18 protein-coding genes are annotated in these 19,043 nt (G+C 63.0%); 7 read left to right on the top strand and 11 right to left on the bottom strand.

Annotated features, from left to right (window positions below; translation table 11 throughout):
• Nucleotides 1–7: 7 nt before the first annotated feature.
• The 8 genes from galE to M1L61_RS02675 all read right to left on the bottom strand — a co-directional run bounded on the left by galE (nucleotide 8) and on the right by M1L61_RS02675 (nucleotide 7,654).
• Complete coding sequence (galE, locus tag M1L61_RS02640; RefSeq protein ID WP_049455372.1) at nucleotides 8–1,018, bottom strand: UDP-glucose 4-epimerase GalE; 1,011 nt, start codon at nucleotides 1,016–1,018, stop codon at nucleotides 8–10.
• A 79-nt stretch (nucleotides 1,019–1,097) separates the two neighbouring features.
• A complete protein-coding gene (locus M1L61_RS02645) occupies nucleotides 1,098–2,585 on the bottom strand; it encodes a glucosyltransferase domain-containing protein (RefSeq protein ID WP_152906429.1) in 1,488 nt (495 codons plus the stop codon).
• Complete coding sequence (gene rffA, locus M1L61_RS02650; protein WP_049455370.1) at nucleotides 2,582–3,715, bottom strand: dTDP-4-amino-4,6-dideoxygalactose transaminase; 1,134 nt, start codon at nucleotides 3,713–3,715, stop codon at nucleotides 2,582–2,584. Before rffA ends, M1L61_RS02645 begins: the two co-directional genes overlap by 4 nt.
• A gap of 28 nt (nucleotides 3,716–3,743) precedes the next feature.
• Nucleotides 3,744–4,127 (bottom strand): EamA family transporter, encoded by a 384-nt coding sequence (locus M1L61_RS02655; protein ID WP_248854273.1) that lies wholly within the window; start codon nucleotides 4,125–4,127, stop codon nucleotides 3,744–3,746.
• Nucleotides 4,124–4,879, bottom strand: a complete 756-nt coding sequence (locus M1L61_RS02660) for a GNAT family N-acetyltransferase (RefSeq protein ID WP_049455369.1) — start codon at nucleotides 4,877–4,879, stop codon at nucleotides 4,124–4,126. Before M1L61_RS02660 ends, M1L61_RS02655 begins: the two co-directional genes overlap by 4 nt.
• Nucleotides 4,872–5,855 (bottom strand): glycosyltransferase family 2 protein, encoded by a 984-nt coding sequence (locus M1L61_RS02665; RefSeq protein WP_049455368.1) that lies wholly within the window; start codon nucleotides 5,853–5,855, stop codon nucleotides 4,872–4,874. The genes M1L61_RS02660 and M1L61_RS02665 overlap by 8 nt, the downstream gene beginning before the upstream one ends.
• Nucleotides 5,856–5,969: 114 nt before the next feature.
• Nucleotides 5,970–6,908, bottom strand: coding sequence for an electron transfer flavoprotein subunit alpha/FixB family protein (locus M1L61_RS02670; RefSeq protein ID WP_049455367.1), 939 nt, complete (start codon nucleotides 6,906–6,908; stop codon nucleotides 5,970–5,972).
• Nucleotides 6,908–7,654: an electron transfer flavoprotein subunit beta/FixA family protein gene (locus tag M1L61_RS02675; protein WP_012509979.1), complete on the bottom strand. Its 747-nt coding sequence runs from the start codon at nucleotides 7,652–7,654 to the stop codon at nucleotides 6,908–6,910. The genes M1L61_RS02670 and M1L61_RS02675 overlap by 1 nt, the downstream gene beginning before the upstream one ends.
• A 262-nt stretch (nucleotides 7,655–7,916) precedes the next feature.
• Between M1L61_RS02675 and rfbB the strand changes: the two genes are divergently transcribed.
• Genes rfbB through rfbD form a run of 4 tightly spaced genes read left to right on the top strand, consistent with a single transcriptional unit; the run spans nucleotide 7,917 to nucleotide 11,318 of the window.
• Nucleotides 7,917–8,972: a dTDP-glucose 4,6-dehydratase gene (gene rfbB / locus M1L61_RS02680; RefSeq protein WP_049455366.1), complete on the top strand. Its 1,056-nt coding sequence runs from the start codon at nucleotides 7,917–7,919 to the stop codon at nucleotides 8,970–8,972.
• Nucleotides 8,973–8,986: 14 nt separating this feature from the next.
• The gene (gene rfbA / locus M1L61_RS02685; protein WP_049455365.1) at nucleotides 8,987–9,874 is read left to right on the top strand and encodes a glucose-1-phosphate thymidylyltransferase RfbA; all 888 of its coding nucleotides are present in this window, start codon (nucleotides 8,987–8,989) and stop codon (nucleotides 9,872–9,874) included.
• Complete coding sequence (gene rfbC / locus M1L61_RS02690; protein ID WP_049455364.1) at nucleotides 9,871–10,428, top strand: dTDP-4-dehydrorhamnose 3,5-epimerase; 558 nt, start codon at nucleotides 9,871–9,873, stop codon at nucleotides 10,426–10,428. The genes rfbA and rfbC overlap by 4 nt, the downstream gene beginning before the upstream one ends.
• Nucleotides 10,425–11,318 (top strand): dTDP-4-dehydrorhamnose reductase, encoded by an 894-nt coding sequence (rfbD, locus tag M1L61_RS02695; protein WP_049455363.1) that lies wholly within the window; start codon nucleotides 10,425–10,427, stop codon nucleotides 11,316–11,318. Before rfbC ends, rfbD begins: the two co-directional genes overlap by 4 nt.
• 75 nt (nucleotides 11,319–11,393) lie before the next feature.
• Here the strand turns inward: rfbD and M1L61_RS02700 are convergent, their stop codons facing one another.
• The 3 genes from M1L61_RS02700 to M1L61_RS02710 form a co-directional block, all read right to left on the bottom strand.
• Nucleotides 11,394–12,797 (bottom strand): mannose-1-phosphate guanylyltransferase/mannose-6-phosphate isomerase, encoded by a 1,404-nt coding sequence (locus M1L61_RS02700; protein ID WP_248854274.1) that lies wholly within the window; start codon nucleotides 12,795–12,797, stop codon nucleotides 11,394–11,396.
• Nucleotides 12,798–12,809: 12 nt separating this feature from the next.
• Nucleotides 12,810–14,156, bottom strand: a complete 1,347-nt coding sequence (locus M1L61_RS02705; RefSeq protein ID WP_049455361.1) for a phosphomannomutase/phosphoglucomutase — start codon at nucleotides 14,154–14,156, stop codon at nucleotides 12,810–12,812.
• Between the two features lie 97 nt (nucleotides 14,157–14,253).
• Entirely contained in the window at nucleotides 14,254–16,884 is a 2,631-nt protein-coding gene (locus M1L61_RS02710) for a DEAD/DEAH box helicase (protein ID WP_345779134.1), read from the bottom strand.
• Nucleotides 16,885–17,042: 158 nt separating this feature from the next.
• Here M1L61_RS02710 and M1L61_RS02715 point away from each other — a divergent pair, with 158 nt between their 5' ends.
• From M1L61_RS02715 to M1L61_RS02725, 3 genes are read left to right on the top strand one after another with little or no spacing between them, the layout of a single operon-like run.
• Entirely contained in the window at nucleotides 17,043–17,774 is a 732-nt protein-coding gene (locus tag M1L61_RS02715; RefSeq protein WP_248854276.1) for a CoA transferase subunit A, read from the top strand.
• Between the two features lies 1 nt (nucleotide 17,775).
• Nucleotides 17,776–18,408 carry a CoA transferase subunit B gene (locus M1L61_RS02720; protein WP_053442491.1) on the top strand — a complete coding sequence of 211 codons (633 nt, stop codon included), beginning with the start codon at nucleotides 17,776–17,778 and terminating at the stop codon, nucleotides 18,406–18,408.
• A 44-nt stretch (nucleotides 18,409–18,452) separates the two neighbouring features.
• Nucleotides 18,453–19,040 (top strand): alpha-ketoglutarate-dependent dioxygenase AlkB, encoded by a 588-nt coding sequence (locus M1L61_RS02725; protein ID WP_049455357.1) that lies wholly within the window; start codon nucleotides 18,453–18,455, stop codon nucleotides 19,038–19,040.
• Nucleotides 19,041–19,043: the final 3 nt, after the last annotated feature.

A 19,043-nucleotide genomic window follows, 5' to 3' on the forward strand; every position in this document is an offset into this window, starting at 1 on the left:
CCGCAAATCAGGCTGGACCCCGGTCGTTGTGAACCTGCCAGCGCCATGCATCAACACACATCTGGTCCAAGCTCCGCTCCGCGGTCCAGCCCAAAAGACCGTGGGCGAGGGATGGGTCGGCAAAGCAACTGGCTGCATCTCCAGGCCGCCGCGCCACGACACGGAACGGTACGCTTCGGCCGCTTGCGCGTTCAAACGCGGCAACGACGTCCAAGACGCTGTATCCCTTGCCTGTACCAAGATTGACTGTAAGACTCTGATTCATTTCCGTGATGTAGTCCAGCGCGCGCACATGGGCTGCCGCCAGATCCATGACATGGATGTAATCACGCACGCCGGTGCCGTCATGTGTTTCGTAGTCGTCGCCGAATACTTGAAGGTACTCGCGCTGCCCGAAGGCAACCTGGGAAACATACGGCATCAGGTTATTGGGCGTTCCAGTCGGAGCTTCGCCTATGAGACCGGATGGATGTGCGCCTACGGGATTGAAGTAACGAAGCGTGGCTACCCGGAATTTCGGATCAGAAGCCGCCTTATCAGCTAGCAACTGTTCGCAGATGAGTTTGGTTCGGCCGTACGGATTGGTCGTTCGGGTCGCTGCTGATTCTGGTATCGGGCAGAAGTCCGGGTCACCATAAACCGTTGCAGAAGAGCTGAAGACAAAGTTTCGTACACCAGTGCCCTCCATCGCCTGCAGGAGAGTAATTGTTCCCGAGATGTTGTTGTCGAAATAATCAAGCGGGCGCTTCCAAGATTCGCCGACTGACTTGAGCGCGGCGAAATGGATTACCGCGTCGATCTGGTGATCCTGCAGGACAGTACGAAGAGTGGATCCGTCGCGTACATCGCCCTCGATGAATACAGGTGGTTTTCCTGTGATCGTTTTGATCGCCTCCAGCGTTCCTTTCTGGCTATTGTCCAGGTTGTCGAGGATGGTTACCTCATTCCCGCGCGCTAGTAGATCGACGCAAGTATGGGAGCCAATAAAACCAAGGCCGCCAGTTACAAGGATATTCATCTTTATATATACCTGGAAAGTTCTGCAAATTCTAGGATTGCAGATTGCACTGAACGGTGAAAGTCCAAGATTGCTGTGACTATTGAATCATGCAGACGAGGATACTGCCGTCTGCTTGCTTTGACACCGATGCTCGCGACGGCCATGCGGCGATCCCGTTGCACATCTCTTTTTTTGTTCCACGGATATCCAATTTTTCCCCCGTCGACACGGCAAACAGTCCGGGCAGTGACCAATCATAGAGGAAGGCGGATTCATTGATGCCTTCGCCTGTCATCGATTGGGTTCTGGTGTGGGCGGGCCATCCTGCCGCAATCTGTAGGCGCGGAATGCCGTCAAACTCCAATGCGCGCGTGTAGATTGCGGTAGCGGTCCGTTGATCCCATTGTGTTACAAGTAACTGCTGATAGAACAGGGTTGACCCGATGGCGCAGAAGGCGAACACAAGTGGAATCAATGAAGCCAATATCAACCTGCCAAACGGAAGGCGAATTCCTGCCCAAACCATACTGATGAAGAGGGCAAAACAGAGGCCCGCCGGCGAAAAGGTGCGGGGAACATGCCCCCCCCAGGAAAGAGCAAGCGGGCTTACTGTGGCCAGCAGGCCGGCCCCTAGAAAAAGCGCTGCCGAGAGTGCTCTGAACCAGTCGCGGACTAAGCAGAACAAGAACATCGACAGCAACCCAATGCCCAAAAGAATCTTGAGCCACAAGGCCATGATCGGCTCGCCTCGAAGCAGTATCCCGTAAGCCAAACTTAGTCCGGAGTGGAGTGTGTTGGCGACTCCGCCTTGAAGATGGGGTGTATAGGTTTCCGATGCGCCTACGCCCAGGATGCTTCGTAGGATGCTGCTGGTTATAAGATAAACGGTGGTGCTTAGGAGCAGCGTGGCTAGAACAAATACGACGCCGTACAGAGCCTGGGGCCATTCGCCTTTCCGCTGCTTGACCTCGCACATCATGGTGACGGCCCATGCCCCGGCCGCGATGGCATACAGGATTAGAATCGCTTGGTTGGCGTGGCTACATACGACCAAGACAAGCAAACTCAGCGCGAATTTTATGCCTGTCTTCAACTGGGTTGTCAGAATGAGCAGGGCAAAGAACAGGGACAAATAGACGAACGCATGTGTGATCGCACTCATACGGAACAGGAAGTACGAGGTCAGGTAAGGATGGGTTGCTGCGAAAACGGCTGCGACGTAATGGACAAAATTGTTGCGCTCACTCACACGGGTTAGCGAAACGGCCGCTGCAATTGCCAGTGAGATCGAGCTGAATGCAAGCAATGACGTGAAGAATGAGATGCTGGTAAGCGAAAGCCCAGTTACGTCCACGCTTTGGGTAAGCAGGGACAGCACCACCCTTCCCTGAGAGACGAAGTTCTCCAGGTTTCCCGCAGCATCACCTTGGAAGGCAAAGGCGTAGTCGTCGGGCGCCATTCCCGGAAGTAGTGTCGCGCCTTTGCTTAGCAGGTTGCCCACAAGGGCGGTGAGAAAGAGCAGCCAGAAGCTTCTTTGGAGAAGCAGGCCGCTTGCGCTGCTGGGAAGAGAAGGAGGATGGATCACTGAGTGACCTGCATTGCTTGCTCCGCCGCCTCAGTTACAAGGTCGAGTTGCTCCTCAAGACCCAGCCACAGCGGAAGACGGACCAGTCTGTTGCTGATGTCGTCCGTAACATCAAGATTGCCAGACGTGCGGCCGAGCTGCTCTCCCGCAGGCGAAGAATGCAGGGGTATGTAGTGAAATACCGTCTGCACTCCGCTTTCCTTCATGCTGAAAATGAATTTCGTACGTGCTTCCAGACTGGGAAGAAGTAAGTAGTACATGTGTGCGTTGTGAACACATTCTTCCGGAACTATCGGGCGGCGTAGCGCACCCGCTGCCTCATGTGGCGCTGCCCATGCATGATAGCGGTCCCATATCGCGAGGCGTCGAGACGTAATGTCCTCTGCTTCATTCAGTTGGGCATTCAAGAATGCTGCGATGATCTCCCCGGGAAGATAGGAGGAGCCAACGTCGACCCAAGTGTATTTGTCGACTTGACCGCGGAAGAAGCGACTCCGGTTTGTGCCCTTCTCACGGATGATTTCCGCACGCTCGCCGAACTCGGTGTCACGGCACAGTAGAGCGCCGCCTTCGCCGGAAATGACATTCTTGGTCTCGTGGAAACTAAACGCCCCGAGCTCGCCAATTGTTCCCAATGCGCGCCCCTTGTAACTGGACATGATTCCTTGGGCCGCATCTTCCACAACAGCTACGCCGTGTCGTTGAGCGATTTGGACGATGGTATCCATTTCACAGGCGACACCGGCGTAGTGGACCACACAGATTGCTCGCGTGCGTGAAGTGATGGCCGCTTCGATCAGGGCTTCGTCGATGTTGAGAGTGTCGCTCCGTATGTCGACGAATACCGGCACCGCACCACGCAGTGCGAAGGCATTAGCCGTCGACACGAAGGTGAATGAGGGCATGATCACTTCATCGCCGGGTTCAAGGTCCAGCAGAAGAGCGGCCATTTCCAGTGCTGCAGTGCACGAGTGGGTGAGCAGGGCACTCGCAGCGCCTGTGCGTTCTCGCAACCACTGGTGGCACTTCTTCGTAAACGGACCGTCTCCCGAAAGGTGGCCATTGGCATGCGCCTGGCTGATCATCGGGAGTTCCTTGCCAGTCATGAACGGGCGATTGAACGGAATCATGAGGTCTCTTCGGTCTGAACAGTTGAGATCAGCCTTGGCTGATGAGGATCAGGCCGACAATAACGGTTGCCAGCCCGACCGCTTTATACACGGTGAAAACTTCGCCAAACAGGGGGATAGCGGCGACGCAGACAATCAGGAAGTTTAGTGCCATGAATGGATAGGCACGACTAAGTTCCAGTCGCGAAACCGCCAGCATCCAGCAAAGGGATGCTGCGAACGCCGCGACAAAGGCAGAAATCACCCAGGGCTGCAGGAGTAACTGGATGACAGGAGGAAGTTTCCCTAGTAGTCCGGTCGTTGTAGCTTGGTATGAACTCGCCTGCCATTTGATGACGAGCTGACCATAGCTGGTCAGCAGAATCGTTGCGGCGACCATGAACCAGGGGAAGAAGGGAGTTGTGGAGTTCACGGCTTGCTCCGCTTTGCAGCCAGGCGGCGGTCGATATGAAACGTATCGTAAGCTCTCGCCAGCAACAGACCGGCACGCGCCCATTGTCTCTGCACGGTGTAGTTCCATATCTGGGTGGAGATACTCAGGCGCGCTAAGCCCGCTCCTGCATAGTGGTGCAGCAGGTGACGCAGCAGCGTGCCGTAGTGACCTCGTCGCTCGAAAGCGGGGTGGACTGCATTGAGTACGATCTCCACGCCACCGTCCTGGACATCGCAGGTAGCGAAGCCAGCGGCAACGTCGCCGTCGAACACCAGCCAGGTATCGCTGGTTGTGTTGGACGGGTCGGCACGGCTCTGGGCCCACTCGATGTATCCGTCCAGAATCTGTGCAGCGGGCAATAGCGGATTGGCCGCATAGTGGGCCCGGTAGTTCTGGAAGCCTGCGGAGGCGATGCCGCGGATTGCCTCAAGGTCGTCCAACTGCGCGCGGCGAACGTTGGGAGCCGCGTTTCCTGCGGAAGCTGGCAGCCGCACTTCATAGTAGACAAGGGTGTCAGCGTGGAGCAGTACTTCGCCATGCTGGATGAGCGCATTGGGGACCTCGTTGCTGCCCGCTGGAAAGCGGGCAATGATGAGGTCGGCCGGGGAGGCCATAATGGCCTCGACCATGGGCGCCGCAGGCGTATCGATCCCGAGGTTCGCGCGCTCGACGTGGATCGCGAATCGATTCGAGTCCAAGGGCGAGTAATTGAGCAAGGACTGTTCAGGCATTGTCGTTGCTCCAGGAGTCATACCAGATCAGGTACTGCGGGCGTCTCTTGGTTTCGTTGTGCATGCGACCGACGTAAAGGCCGACCACCCCAATGCTTGCCATGAGGAAGCTTCCCACCAGCCAGACCGAAGCAAGGATACTGGTGAATCCCGCAACTCGAATATCGCCCATCAGATAGCGGTACACGGCGAACGCCGCAACGCAGAGGCCCACTCCGGCGAGTGCGAACGAAGCCGACATTACCAATCTCAGCGGTTTGTCCGAGAATGAAAGGGCGATCCGGGTCGCCATCTGCAGCAGCTTGCTTAGCGTGTAACTGCTCTTGCCCACGGTGCGCTCCCCGTGTACCACGGGGGTACGGACCGTCCGAAAGCCCGTCCATCTGGCAAGCAGAGGAAGGAATCTGTCCGTTTCCGGCATCGCATTCATCGCGTCGATGACTTTGCGGCTGTAGGCGCCGAAGTTGGCGGTGCTCGGATCGTAATTGGTATCGGTCAACCAGCCCAAAGTACGGTAGAAGGTGCGCGAGCCTGCCTGCTTGAACCAGGTGTCCTGACGTTCGATGCGTTGTCCGAGGACGATCTCGACATCTTCCTTAAGCTCGGCCAGAAGCGTGGGAATCTCCTCAGGTATATCCTGCAGGTCACAGTCCATCACAATCATGGCCCTGCCTCGGGCTCGTGCGATTCCAGCGCTTATCGCGGCGTGTTGCCCAAAGTTCCGTGAAAGCTTGAGCCCTCGTACCTCGGCATGGAGTTGAGACAACTCCAGGATGCGTTCCCATGCCTGGTCTGGGCTGTTGTCGTCGACGAAGATGATTTCGACTGTTCTGCTCTCATTCTTGACCGCAGCCAGGACCCTTTCGGTCAGCTCTTCCAGGCAGCTTGAGCATCCGTAGACCGGAATGACCACGGATACGTCCGGGACGAATGAGAAATCCCGAGACGGTGCCTGATTCAGGACGGTCTTTGACATGGGCTTTGACGGTTGCGGAGACACGCTGGTAAGGGGTCCAATGGCCGGAGCGGGAAGAGCATCGGCCGCACTAGGCGGCCGATGCAGCAAAGCCTACTATTTCACAACGTAACCTTACAGCGCCTGTTCCAGCTCCGGCAGGATCGTAAACAGATCCCCCACCAGGCCGATATCGGCAATCTCGAAGATCGGCGCATCGCCGTCCTTGTTGATCGCCACGATCGTGCCGGCGTCCTTGATGCCGGTCAGGTGCTGGATGGCACCGCTGATACCCACGGCCACGTACAGTTCCGGCGCGATGATCTTGCCGGTCTGGCCGACCTGCAGGTCGCTGGGCACGTAGCCGGCATCGACCGCGGCGCGCGAGGCACCGACGGCGGCACCGAGCTTGTCGGCCAGCTGGAAGATGACCTTGAAGTTCTCTTCCGAACCGACACCACGGCCACCGGAGACCACGCGCTTGGCGCTCTGCAGGTCCGGGCGGTCGCTGGCGCCAGCGGCGAGGCCGACGAAGCGGGTGTGGGTCGGCAGGGCAGCATCGACGCTGGCCGCTTCGATGGCGGCGCTGCCGCCCTGGGCAGCTTCCGGCCACGAGGCGGCACGCACGGTGGCGACCACGATCTGGTCGGCCGGGGCGTCCACGGTGATGATCACGTTGCCGGCGTAGATCGGGCGCTTGAAGGTGTGGCTGCCTTCGACGCTCATCAGGTCGGAGACCTGGTTGACGCCGAGCAGGGCGGCCACACACGGCATCAGGTCCTTGCCGAAGGTGGTCGACGGGCCGAACACGTGGCTGTAACCCTTGGCCAGCTGCGCGATCTGCGGCGCCAGCACCTGGGCGATGGCCTGCGCGTTGGCGGCATTGGCCACGGTCAGGACCTTGGCGACGCCGGTGATCTTCGCGGCCTCGGCGGCGACGGCGGCCGGATCGGCGGCCAGCACCAGCACGTCGATGCTGGCACCGCCGATGGCGGCAGCGGCGCTCACGGTCTTGGCGGTGGCGGCGTTGAGCTTGCCGTCATGGTGCTCGGCGATGACGAGAATCTTGCTCATTACAGCAACCCCTTCTGCTTGAGTGCGGCCACCAGTTCGGCCGCGTCCTTGACCATCACACCCTTGCTGCGCTTGGACGGCGCGGCGTACTGGGTGGTCTTGAAGGTGTCGGCGGCTTCAACGCCGAGGTCGGCCAGCTGCAGGGTTTCCAGCGGCTTGGCCTTGGCCTTCATGATGTCCGGCAGCTTGATGAAGCGCGGCTCGTTCAGGCGCAGATCGGTGGTGACCACGGCCGGCAGGTCCACTTCCAGCGTTTCCAGGCCGGCGTCGACTTCGCGGGTCACCGTGGCCTTGCCATCGGCAATCTCCAGCTTGCTAGCGAAGGTCGCCTGCGGGCGGCCCCACAGCGTGGCCAGCATCTGGCCGGTCTGGTTGGCGTCGTCGTCAATGGCCTGCTTGCCGAGGATCACCAGGTCAGGCTGTTCCTTCTCGATCAGCTTGAGCAGGGTGCGCGACGCAGTCAGCGGCTGGATGGCCTGGTCTGTGACGACGTGAATGGCACGGTTGGCGCCCATGGCCAGACCGTTGCGCAGGTGCGCCTGGGCATCGGCCGGGGCGATGGTGGCGACCACCACTTCGCTGGCAATGCCCTTGTCGCGCAGTCGCAGGGCTTCTTCCAGGGCGATTTCGTCGAAGGGGTTGGGGGACAGCTTGACGCCGTCGGTGACCACGCCGGAACCGTCCGGCTTGACCTGAATGCGGACGTTGTAGTCCACCACGCGCTTGTACGCGACGAGGATTTTCATCTGGTACGGGGTCCTTCAGTAACAGGGAGAACGTCCGGTCCTGCAACAGCAACCGGTTCGGGGGTGGGACCCCGATTCTAGCTGGCTTGGGGTGACCATGCGAATGCGTATGGTTATGTTGCGGCGCCGCAAGAATGGACCTCCGCGAGCTCGTGTTCACGTCACGCAGGCGGTCGTGAAGGCCATCGGGATGTATCCTGTCACGCTGCGCTGGGGCGCCCGTGGGCGCTCCTTGGATGAGTTTCGATCAGGAGAACAGGTAGTGCCCACATGGCTTGTCACCGGCGGCGCCGGATTCATTGGCGGTAACTTCGTTCTCGAGGCGGTCGCGCGCGGCGTCAAGGTCATCAACCTCGATGTGCTGACCTACGCCGGCAACCTGAAGACCCTGTCCAGCCTGGACGGCAACCCCAACCACCTGTTCGTGCAGGGCGATATCGGCGACCAGGCCCTGATCGCGAACCTGCTGGCCGAACACCGGCCGGACGCCGTGGTGAACTTCGCCGCCGAAAGCCACGTTGACCGCTCCATCGATGGTCCCGGCGCCTTCATCCAGACCAACGTGGTGGGCACCCTGGGCCTGCTGGAAGCGGTCCGTGACTACTGGAAGGCGCTGCCGGCCGAACAGGGCGAGGTGTTCCGCTTCCTGCACGTGTCCACCGACGAGGTGTACGGCACCCTGGGCGAGACCGGCAAGTTCAGCGAAACCACCCCGTACGCCCCGAATTCGCCGTACTCGGCGTCGAAGGCCGCTTCGGACCACCTGGTCCGTGCCTTCCACCACACCTACGGGCTGCCGGTACTGACCACCAACTGCTCCAACAACTACGGCCCGTACCACTTCCCCGAGAAGCTGATCCCGCTGGTGATCGCCAAGGCGCTGGCTGGCGAGCCGCTGCCGGTGTACGGCGACGGCAAGCAGGTGCGCGACTGGCTGTTCGTGTCCGACCACTGCGAAGCGATCCGCACCGTGCTGGCCAAGGGCCAGGTCGGCGAGACCTACAACGTCGGCGGGAATTCGGAAAAGCAGAACATCGAAGTGGTGCAGGCGATCTGCGCACTGCTGGACCAGCGCCGCCCGCGTGCGGATGGACAGCCGCGCAGCAGCCAGATCACCTACGTCACCGACCGCCCCGGCCATGACCGCCGCTATGCGATCGATGCCTCCAAGCTGAAGAACGACCTGGGCTGGGAACCGGCCTACACCTTCGAGCAGGGCATCACGTTCACCGTCGACTGGTACCTGGACAACCAGGAATGGGTCAACGGCGTGCTGGATGGCAGCTACCGCCTGCAGCGCATCGGCACTGCCGCCTGAGGCCGGGAGAGAACATGACGCAACGCAAGGGCATCATCCTGGCCGGCGGTTCCGGCACCCGGCTGTATCCGATCACCAAGGGCGTCAGCAAGCAGCTGTTGCCGGTGTACGACAAGCCGATGATCTACTACCCGCTCAGCGTGCTGATGCTGGCGGGCATCAGCGAAGTGTTGATCATCAATACCCCGCACGAACAGGCGCTGTTCCAGCAGCTGCTGGGCGACGGTTCGCAATGGGGCATGGACATCCAGTACGCGGTGCAGCCGAGTCCGGATGGCCTGGCCCAGGCTTACCTGATCGGCCGCGACTTCGTTGCCGGCAAGCCGAGCTGCCTGGTGCTGGGCGACAACATCTTCCACGGCCACGGCCTGCGCGAGGTGCTCAAGCGTGCAGACGAACGCGTGCACGGCTCGACCGTGTTCGGCTACTGGGTGAATGATCCGGAGCGCTACGGCGTGGCCGAGTTCGACCAGCGCGGCAAGGTGATCGATCTGGTGGAGAAGCCTGAAAAACCGCGCTCCAACTATGCGGTGACCGGCCTGTACTTCTATGACGGCAAGGCCAGCGATTACGCGGCCGAACTGAAGCCGTCGCCGCGTGGTGAGCTGGAGATCACCGATCTCAACAAGCGCTACCTGGAAGAAGGCAATCTTCACCTGGAAGCGCTCGGCCGTGGCTATGCGTGGCTGGATACCGGCACTCACCAGTCGCTGCTGGAAGCCTCCAACTTCATCGAGACCATCCAGACCCGCCAGGGCCTGCAGGTCTGCTGCCCGGAAGAAATCGCGTTCGGCCGAGGCTGGATCAATGCCGAGCAGCTGGAGGCGCTGGCTGCGCCGTTGATCAAGAATGGCTACGGCCAGTACCTGCACACGCTCGCCCAGCGTGGAGTCGTTCCGTGAAAGTAATTGAAACCAAGTTGCCCGGCTGCGCGGTGATCGAGCCGGCTGTGTTCGGCGATGCCCGCGGTTACTTCTTTGAAACCTGGAATGCCGAGCGTTTCGCCGCGCTGGGCCTGCCGGATCGTTTCGTGCAGAGCAACGTGTCCACCTCGGCGCAGGGCGTGCTGCGTGGCCTGCATTACCAGTGGCCGCGCCCGCAGGGCAAGCTGGTCAGCGTGCTCGAAGGCGAGGTCTATGACGTGGCCGTGGACATCCGCCGCGGCTCGCTGACCTTCGGCCAGTGGGAAGCGGTGGTGCTGAGCGCTGAAAACAGGAAGCAGTTCTGGATTCCGGAAGGCTTCGCGCATGGGTTTGCCGTGCTCTCCGAACGTGCAATGTTCAGCTATCTGTGCACGGACGTCTACGTCAAGGAAGCGGATGCAGGTATCCGCTGGAATGACGCCGATATTGCGGTGGACTGGCCGGTGAGTGCACCGACCTTGTCGGCCAAGGACGAGAACGCGCCGTTCCTGAAGGACATCGCTGAAGATCGCTTGCCGGTCTACGTGCCATGACCGTTCTGGTGTTCGGTGGCAACGGCCAGGTTGGCCAGGAGCTGCTGCGCGCGCTGGCGTCGCTGGGTGAAGTGGTTGCCACCACCCGCAGTGGTCAGCTGCCTGATGGCAGCGCCTGCGAGGTGGCTGATTTCGGCCAGCCCGACAGCCTGCCGGCATTGCTGGATCGCCTGCAGCCATCGGTGGTGGTCAACGCGGCCGCGTACACGGCAGTCGATCGCGCCGAGCAGGATGCCGAGGCGGCCTTCGCCGCCAACGCGCAGGCGCCGGGCGTGATCGCGCGCTGGTGCACGGCCCATGGCGTGCCCTTGGTGCATTACTCCACCGACTATGTGTTCGACGGCCAGGGCAGTGCGCCCTACCGCGAAGACGAGCCGACCGCGCCGCTGGGCGTCTATGGCACCAGCAAGCGCGATGGTGAGGATGCAGTGCGTTTGGCCGGTGGCCGCCACCTGATCTTCCGCACGGCGTGGGTCTATGCCTCACATGGCGCCAATTTCCTGCGCACCATGCTGCGCGTGGGAGCAGAACGCGAACAGTTGCGGGTGGTGGCCGACCAGATCGGCACGCCAACACCGGCAGCGCTGATTGCCGATGTCACTGCGCAGGTGCTGCAGCATCCGGGCCACTTGTCGGGAATCTGGCATCTGACCGCCAGTGGCCAGACCAGCTGGCATGGGTTTGCCGAGGCGATCTTCGCCGAAGCGCTGGCTACCGGCGTGCTGGCGAAGGTGCCGGCCGTCGAGGCGATTCCCAGTTCCGAGTATCCGACGCCGGCCAAGCGCCCGGCCTGGTCGGTGTTGGACAACCGCAAGCTGCAGCAGGATTTCGGCATCGTGCTGCCGACCTGGCAGGACGGGTTGAAGCGGGTGATGGCGGAGATTGCCTGACCGGGTAGGCGACGTGCCGACCAACGGTCGGCACCCACCCCGACCGACGGTCGGCACTCGCTGCAGGGTGTCGGGTCAACTGCGCCCGTACGTGTCCTCGAACCGCACGATGTCATCCTCGCCCAGGTAGCTGCCCGACTGTACTTCGATCAGTTCCAGCGGCAGTTTTCCGGGGTTGCGCAGGCGATGCGTCACGCCCAGCGGGATGTAGGTGCTCTGGTTCTCGCTGAGCAGGATCACTTCGTCGCCGCGGGTCACTTCAGCGGTGCCGCTGACCACGATCCAGTGCTCGGCGCGATGGTGATGCATCTGCAGGCTGAGCGTGCCGCCGGGCTTGACCGTGATGCGCTTGACCTGGAAACGCTCGCCGTTATCGATTGAATCGTAGGCGCCCCACGGGCGGTAGACCTTGCGATGCCAGGTGGCCTCGCTGCGGCCTTCGGCTTTCAGCTGCGCCACCACGGTCTTGACCTCCTGCATGCGATCGGCCTTGCCGACCAGCACTGCATCGTCCGTCTCGACCACGATCACATCGTCCAGGCCGACCAGTGCTACCAGACGCTGTGCATAGGAATAGGTGTTGCGGCAGTCGATGGCGATCACATCACCCTGGTGCGCATTGCCATCACCGTCCTGCTGCGAGACATCGCGCAGGGCGGTCCACGAGCCGACATCGTTCCAGCCGGCGTCCAGCGGAATCACCACGGAGTCTGCGGTTTTTTCCATCACCGCGTAGTCGATGGAGTCGGAAGGAACCGCAGCGAAGGCGTCCTTGTCCAGGCGGGTGAAATCCGAATCGCGACGGGCCTGCTGCCAGGCCTGGCGGCTGCCGGCCAGCATGTCGGGCTGGAAGTGCTCCAGTTCCTGCAGGTAGCGCGAGGCCTTGAACAGGAACATGCCGCTGTTCCAGTAATACTGGCCGCTGCTGACGTAACCGGTGGCGGTCTCAAGGTCGGGCTTTTCGACAAAGCGCTCGACCGCACGCAGGCCCTGCCCATCGGCGGCCTTGATATAGCCGTAGCCGGTTTCCGGACCGGTCGGCACGATGCCGAAGGTCACCAGCTTGCCGGCCTCGGCAGCGCTGGCTGCAGCCTGCACGACAGTGCGGAACGCGGCCTCATCGGTGATCACATGGTCCGAGGGCAGCACCAGCAGCAGCGCATCGGCGCCATCGCGGGTGGCCTCCAGGGCTGCGACCGCGATCGCCGGCGCCGTATTGCGGCCAACCGGCTCCAGGATGATGCCAGCCGGCTCGGCGCCGACCTGCTGCAACTGCTCGGCAGCGACGAAGCGGTGCTCCTCGTTGGCGATCACCAGCGGGCCATGCGCGGCGATGGGAGCGACGCGCTGCCAGGTGGCCTGCAGCATCGTCAGCTCGCTGGCCAACGGCAGGAACTGCTTCGGATACGCCTCGCGCGAAAGCGGCCACAGGCGGGTACCGGAACCACCGGAGAGGATGACAGGCTGGATGTTGCTCATGATCTTCCTTGATTACTGCTGGATGAGACGGGAGATTTCGTCGGTGCGGGCCTGCATCAGCGCTGCGTCGCCACGGGCTTCAACGTTCAGGCGCAGTAGCGGCTCGGTGTTGGAGCTGCGCAGGTTGAAGCGCCAGTCGCCGAAGTCGGCACTGATGCCGTCGGTGTGGTCCAGTACCGGCGCTTGCGCCGCGAAGTGCGCCATGACGCGGGCCACAGCGGCCTTGGCATCGGCCACCTTGAAGTTGATCTCGCCACTGCACGGATAGGCCGCCATGCGGTCTTCGACCCAGTCGGCCAGCGAGCGGCCGCTTTCGGAAATCAGCTGGGCGATCAGCAGCCACGGGATCATGCCGGAGTCGGCATAGGCGAATTCGCGGAAGTAGTGGTGGGCGCTCATCTCACCGCCATACACCGCATCCTCGGCGCGCATCTTTTCCTTGATGAAGGCATGGCCGCTCTTGCACAGCACCGGTACGCCGCCCGCCTGCTCCACCATCTCCACGGTGTTCCAGACCAGGCGCGGGTCATGCACGACCTTGCCGCCGGGATTGCGCGCGAGGATGGCCTTGGCCAGCAGGCCGACCAGGTAATAGCCCTCGATGAAGCGGCCGGTGTGATCGAAGAAGAAGCAGCGATCAAAGTCGCCGTCCCAGGCGATGCCGAAGTCAGCACCATGCTCGCGCACGGCGTCGGCAGTGGCGGCACGGTTTTCCGGCAGCAGCGGGTTGGGAATGCCGTTGGGGAAGCTGCCGTCGGGTTCGTGGCAGATGCGGATGAACTCGAACGGCAGGTGCGGGGCCAGCAGGTCGACGATGGCGCCCGCGCCGCCATTGCCGGCATTCACCACCAGCTTCAGCGGCGTGAGCTTGCTGGCATCGACATAGCTGAGCAGGTGCTGGATGTAGGCGCTCTTGTCATGCTGGGCGGTCTGCCCGGCACGCGGCGGCTGGGCCTCGGACATATCGACGGCGACCGCATCGGAGATCGCGAACAGGCCGGTATCGGAGCTGATCGGACGGGCATTCTCCTTGACCAGCTTCATGCCGTTGTAATCCATCGGGTTGTGGCTGGCGGTCACCATCACGCCGCCGGCCGCGCCGAGGTGATCGGTCTGGAAGTAGACCTCTTCGGTACCGCACAGGCCGATGTCGATCACCTCGCGGCCGGTACCACGCAGGCCTGCGGCCAGCGCATCCTGCAGCGCCGGGCTGGTCAGGCGCACATCGTGGCCGAGGACCACCGGACCGGGAGCGAGCTGTGCGGCCAGGGCGACGCCGATGCGGCGGGCCAGGTCTTCGTTCAGTTCTTCCGGCACACGGCCGCGGATATCGTAGGCCTTGAAGGCGGGCAGGGGCATCGATCAGATCCTTTGTGAGCTCAGCCCCCAATTGTAGTCCCAGTCCCGTATGGGAATCGTTTCCATCGGGGAACGCCACCTGACTGGCGTTCGGGGGTCAGGCTCGCGTCGACCGTTTGCCCGCTTTACGGGAACGTTTGCCGGGCAGGCCCGGCAACGGCGCCAGCAGCGCCTGCACGTCTTCCTCGCTGAAGCGTGGCCCCGTAGCACCGCCGCCTTCGAGAATCGAGTCGGCCAGCGTGGCCTTGCGTTCCTGCAGCTCGGCGATCCGTTCTTCAATGCTGCCTGCGGCGATCAGCCGGTAAACGAACACCGGCTGCTGCTGGCCGATGCGATGGGCGCGGTCACTGGCCTGGTTTTCGGCGGCCGGGTTCCACCAGGGGTCGAAGTGGATGACGGTGTCGGCGGCGGTCAGGTTCAACCCGACGCCACCTGCCTTCAGGCTGATCAGGAACACCGGCACCTCGCCCTGCATGAAGCGCTGCACCGGCGTAGCCCGGTCCTGGGTGTCGCCGGTCAGGGTCACATAGGCCAGCCCGAGCTCCTCCAGCGCCTGCGCGATCAGTGCCAGCATGCCGGTGAACTGCGAGAACACCAGGACCCGCCGGCCTTCCTCGACCATCGACGGCAGCATGTCGCGCAGCAGCTCCAGCTTGGCCGAGCCGGCATTGCGTGCCGGGGCGTCGCCCGGCAGCAGGCGCGGATCGCAGCAGACCTGGCGCAGCTTCAGCAGGGCATCCAGCACCACGATATGGCTGCGCGCCAGGCCGCTGCCGCTGATGGCCTCGCGCACCTGCTTTTCCATCGCTGCACGCACGGTTTCATAGAGATCACGCTGGCCGCCTTCCATGTCCACCGCGCGGGTAATGAGGGTCTTGGGCGGAAGCTCTGACGCGACCTGGTCCTTGCGCCGGCGCAGGATGAAGGGACGCAGGCGCTGCGCCAGCAACGTGGCGCGACGGTGGTCGCTGCCACGTTCGATCGGATGGCGCCAATGCTGGTTGAACTGCCTCTCGCTGCCGAGCAGGCCGGGCAGCAGGAAGTCGAACTGCGTCCACAGCTCGCCCAGATGGTTCTCCAGTGGCGTGCCGGTCAGGCACAGGCGATGGCGGGCCTGCAGCGTGCGCAGGGTAATGGCCGCACGTGACTTCGGATTCTTCACCTGCTGGGCTTCATCCAGAATCAGCAGATGGTAGGCATGTGCCTGCAGCGCCTGCTCGTCGCGCCACAGCAGGGGATACGTGGTCAGCACAAGATCATGCTCGGGAATCGCCTCGAACAGTGCTTCGCGCGTCGGTCCGTGCAGGGTCAGCACCCGCAGGCCAGGGGTGAAGCGTGCGGCTTCGCTCTGCCAGTTGTGCAGCAGCGAGGTCGGCACCACCAGCAGCGCCGGCTGGTCCAGGCGGCCACTTTCCTTTTCGACCAGCAAATGCGCCAGCGTCTGCAGGGTCTTGCCCAGCCCCATGTCATCGGCCAGCACGCCGCCCAGACCCTGCTGGCGCAGGTACTGCAGCCACGACAGGCCTTCACGCTGATAGGGACGCAGCGTCGCCACCAGTCCCGCCGGTGGCGGCACTTCACCCAGTGCGGGTGCCTGCATCAGGCGCTGCACCAGCGCCTGGGTGTCCTTGCGCCCCCGGAACTGCAGGCGCGCCGTATCCCGCAGCGCCTGCAGGCGGCCACGGTCAAGCGCTGACAAGCGCAGCGGCGCGCCACGCTGGGCGAACAGGTCCGCCAACAGCGCCATGATCGGCTTCAATCGAGCGGCCCGCAGTGCCAGGCGGGTGCTGTCGCCTGCCATCAACAGGATGTTCTCGTCATCGCCGATGGCGTCCAGCTGGCCACGCATCCAGCGGGGATCGGACTGCAGCACCTGCTGCAGCAGCGGAACCATCGACACGTTGCGGCCTTCCACCTGGATGTCCAGGCCCAGGTTGAACCAGCCCGCATCCGCCGGGTCGGCCTGGATGTCCAGGCCGATCTCATCCACCCGGGTGATGCGATGGCGGAAATCGTCGTCCGTCTCCACCTTCCAGCCCAGGGCTTCCAGGCGCGGCACGTCGTCCAGCAGGAACCGTGTCCAGTCATGGGTGCGCAGCTGGAACTGCGGGCCTGCGCCGTCCAATGGCGCCCGTGGTTCCACGTCGCGATGCAGTCCCACCGTGCGCAGCTCGGCCTCGCGCCGTGACTCCTCAACCAGGTCGCGGGGCAGCAGGGCGAGCTGGCCCTCCGGATCGTGTGCGAACAGGCTCGAATCATCCAGGAACCGCACGTGCTCGTCGTATTCGAAGGCCACGGTCGCGATATCGGCCCATTGCGAAGGGTCGCGTGGGCCGAGCCACGGCGGACGGAACTCGACCGTGTGCAGGCGCAGGACGGGCGTCATCGAACGGATCAGCAGCGTTGGCAGCGTGCTGCTGTCGTCGGGCATGGGGGGCGTATGGTCGATCTGCTGCAGCATCTGCGCCAGCACGGCCGCCACGTGCATGCAGTCGTGGCCGAGCGGGCAGGAACACCGGTTGCGCAGCAGGCTGCGCGGATGGCGAAGACTGGCGGCCAGGTCGATCTCCACCCGGTAGGAGTACTTGGCCGGGATCTTTACCTCAGCGACCAGAATGTCACCGAACAGACGCATGCTGTGGACTTCCGACAGGCCATGGTCGCTCATTTCCAGCGTCCGGCCTTCCATCCAGCGGAGCAGGTCTTCTTCGGTGTAGGTATGGGCCATCAACGAGGGTGGGGCGGGCACGGGGCCGGCCATTGGCAGGGGAACCCGGCATTCTACGGAACCCTGTGCGATGCCCGTGCAATGCTGCGGCGCATCCAGGCCCTTCGCCGCCCTCCAGCTAGAATGCGGTCATCCTCAACGTGCAGGGTAGTACAGCAATGCAGCAATCGACTTCCACCGGCAAGCGCGGCAAGCGCTTCGCCAGTGCGGCGGAGGCCCTGCAAGGGGTGGTCGCCGATGGCCAGACGCTGGCCGTGGGCGGCTTCGGCCTGTGTGGCATTCCCGAGGCACTGATCGCCGCGCTGCGCGACAGCGGCGCCAAGGGCCTGACCGTGATCTCCAACAATGCCGGCGTCGATGGTTTCGGACTGGGCCAGCTGCTGGAAACCCGGCAGATCAAGAAGATGATTTCGTCCTACGTGGGCGAGAACAAGGAATTCGAGCGCCAGTTCCTGGCTGGCGAACTGGCGCTGGAGTTCAACCCGCAGGGCACCCTGGCCGAACGCTTGCGGGCCGGCGGTGCGGGCATTCCGGCGTTCTTCACTGCCACCGGCTACGGCACGGTGGTGGCTGAAGGAAAGGAAACCCGCGAGTTCGACGGCAAGCACTACGTAATGGAAACCGCGCTGCGCGCCGACGTGGCGCTGGTCAAGGCGTGGAAGGCCGACGAAGCGGGCAACCTGGTGTTCCGCAAGACCGCGCGCAACTTCAATCCGGCCTGCGCGATGGCCGGCAAGGTCTGCATCGTGGAAGTGGAGGAGGTGGTGCCGGTGGGTGCCATCGACCCGGACCAGGTGCACCTGCCAGGCATCTATGTACACCGCATCGTGCACAACGCGCATCCTGAAAAGCGTATCGAACAGCGCACCATCCGCGCGGAGGGCAACTGACATGGCGTGGACCCGCGATGAGATGGCGGCACGTGCCGCCCGCGAACTGACCGATGGTGCGTACGTGAACCTGGGCATCGGCCTGCCGACCCTGGTTGCCAACCACATCCCCGAAGGGGTGGACGTGTGGCTGCAGTCGGAAAACGGCCTGCTCGGCATCGGTCCGTTCCCGACCGACGCCGAAGTGGACGCCGACCTGATCAATGCCGGCAAGCAGACCGTCACCGCGCGTGCCGGTGCCAGCTATTTCGGCAGCCACGACAGCTTCGCGATGATCCGCGGTGGCCATGTGAACCTGGCTATCCTCGGCGCCATGCAGGTCACCGACAAGGGTGACCTGGCCAACTGGATGGTGCCGGGCAAGATGGTCAAGGGCATGGGCGGTGCGATGGACCTGGTGGCCGGCGTGCAGCGCGTGGTGGTGCTGATGGAGCACACCGCCAAGAACGGCGAGCACAAGATCCTGACCGAATGCACGCTGCCGCTGACCGGTGTCGGCGTGGTCGACCGCATCATCACTGACCTGGCCGTGTTCGATGTCACCGACAAGGGGTTGCTGCTGGTGGAAGCCGCACCCGGTGTCAACGATGACGAGTTGAAGGAAAAGACAGGCGTTGCGTTCCAGCGCGATTGATGTCCCGGGGCGGCTGCAGGCCGCCCCTTTCCGGAAGGCACGCGATGCTGTTCCCCGACGATCTTCCTGATGCTGACGTCCAGCACCTGCGGGGTTGGCTGGCCCCGGCCCACGCGGATGCGCTGATGGCCGTGCTGCAGGCTGATGTGCCTTGGGAGGTCCATCGCATCCGCATGTTCGGCAACTGGGTGGATTCGCCGCGGCTGAGTTGCTGGATCGGCGATCCGCTGGCGCGCTACCGCTATTCCGGTGCTGAATTCGTGCCGCACCCCTGGCCACCCGCGTTGCAGGCCATGCGCGGGCGCCTGCAGGCGGAGGGCATCGGCCGCTTCAACAGCGTGCTGCTGAACCGCTATCGCGGCGGTGGCGACTACATGGGCTGGCACAGCGATGACGAGCCAGAGCTGGGGCCGACCCCGGTGATTGCTTCGCTGAGCCTGGGCGCGGCGCGCCGCTTCCTGCTGCGCCGGCGCGATGACCCGGCGCGGAAGGCCGAGTACCTGCTCGGCCATGGCGATCTGCTGGTGATGGCGGGGCAGACACAGCGGTTCTACCAGCACGCGCTGCCGAAGATGGCACGGGTGCAGGGCGAACGGATCAACCTGACGTTCCGCTGGATTACGCCACGCTGACGG

The sequence above is a fragment of the Stenotrophomonas sp. NY11291 genome (assembly GCF_023277365.1).
Classification (GTDB): Bacteria; Pseudomonadota; Gammaproteobacteria; order Xanthomonadales; family Xanthomonadaceae; genus Stenotrophomonas; species Stenotrophomonas geniculata.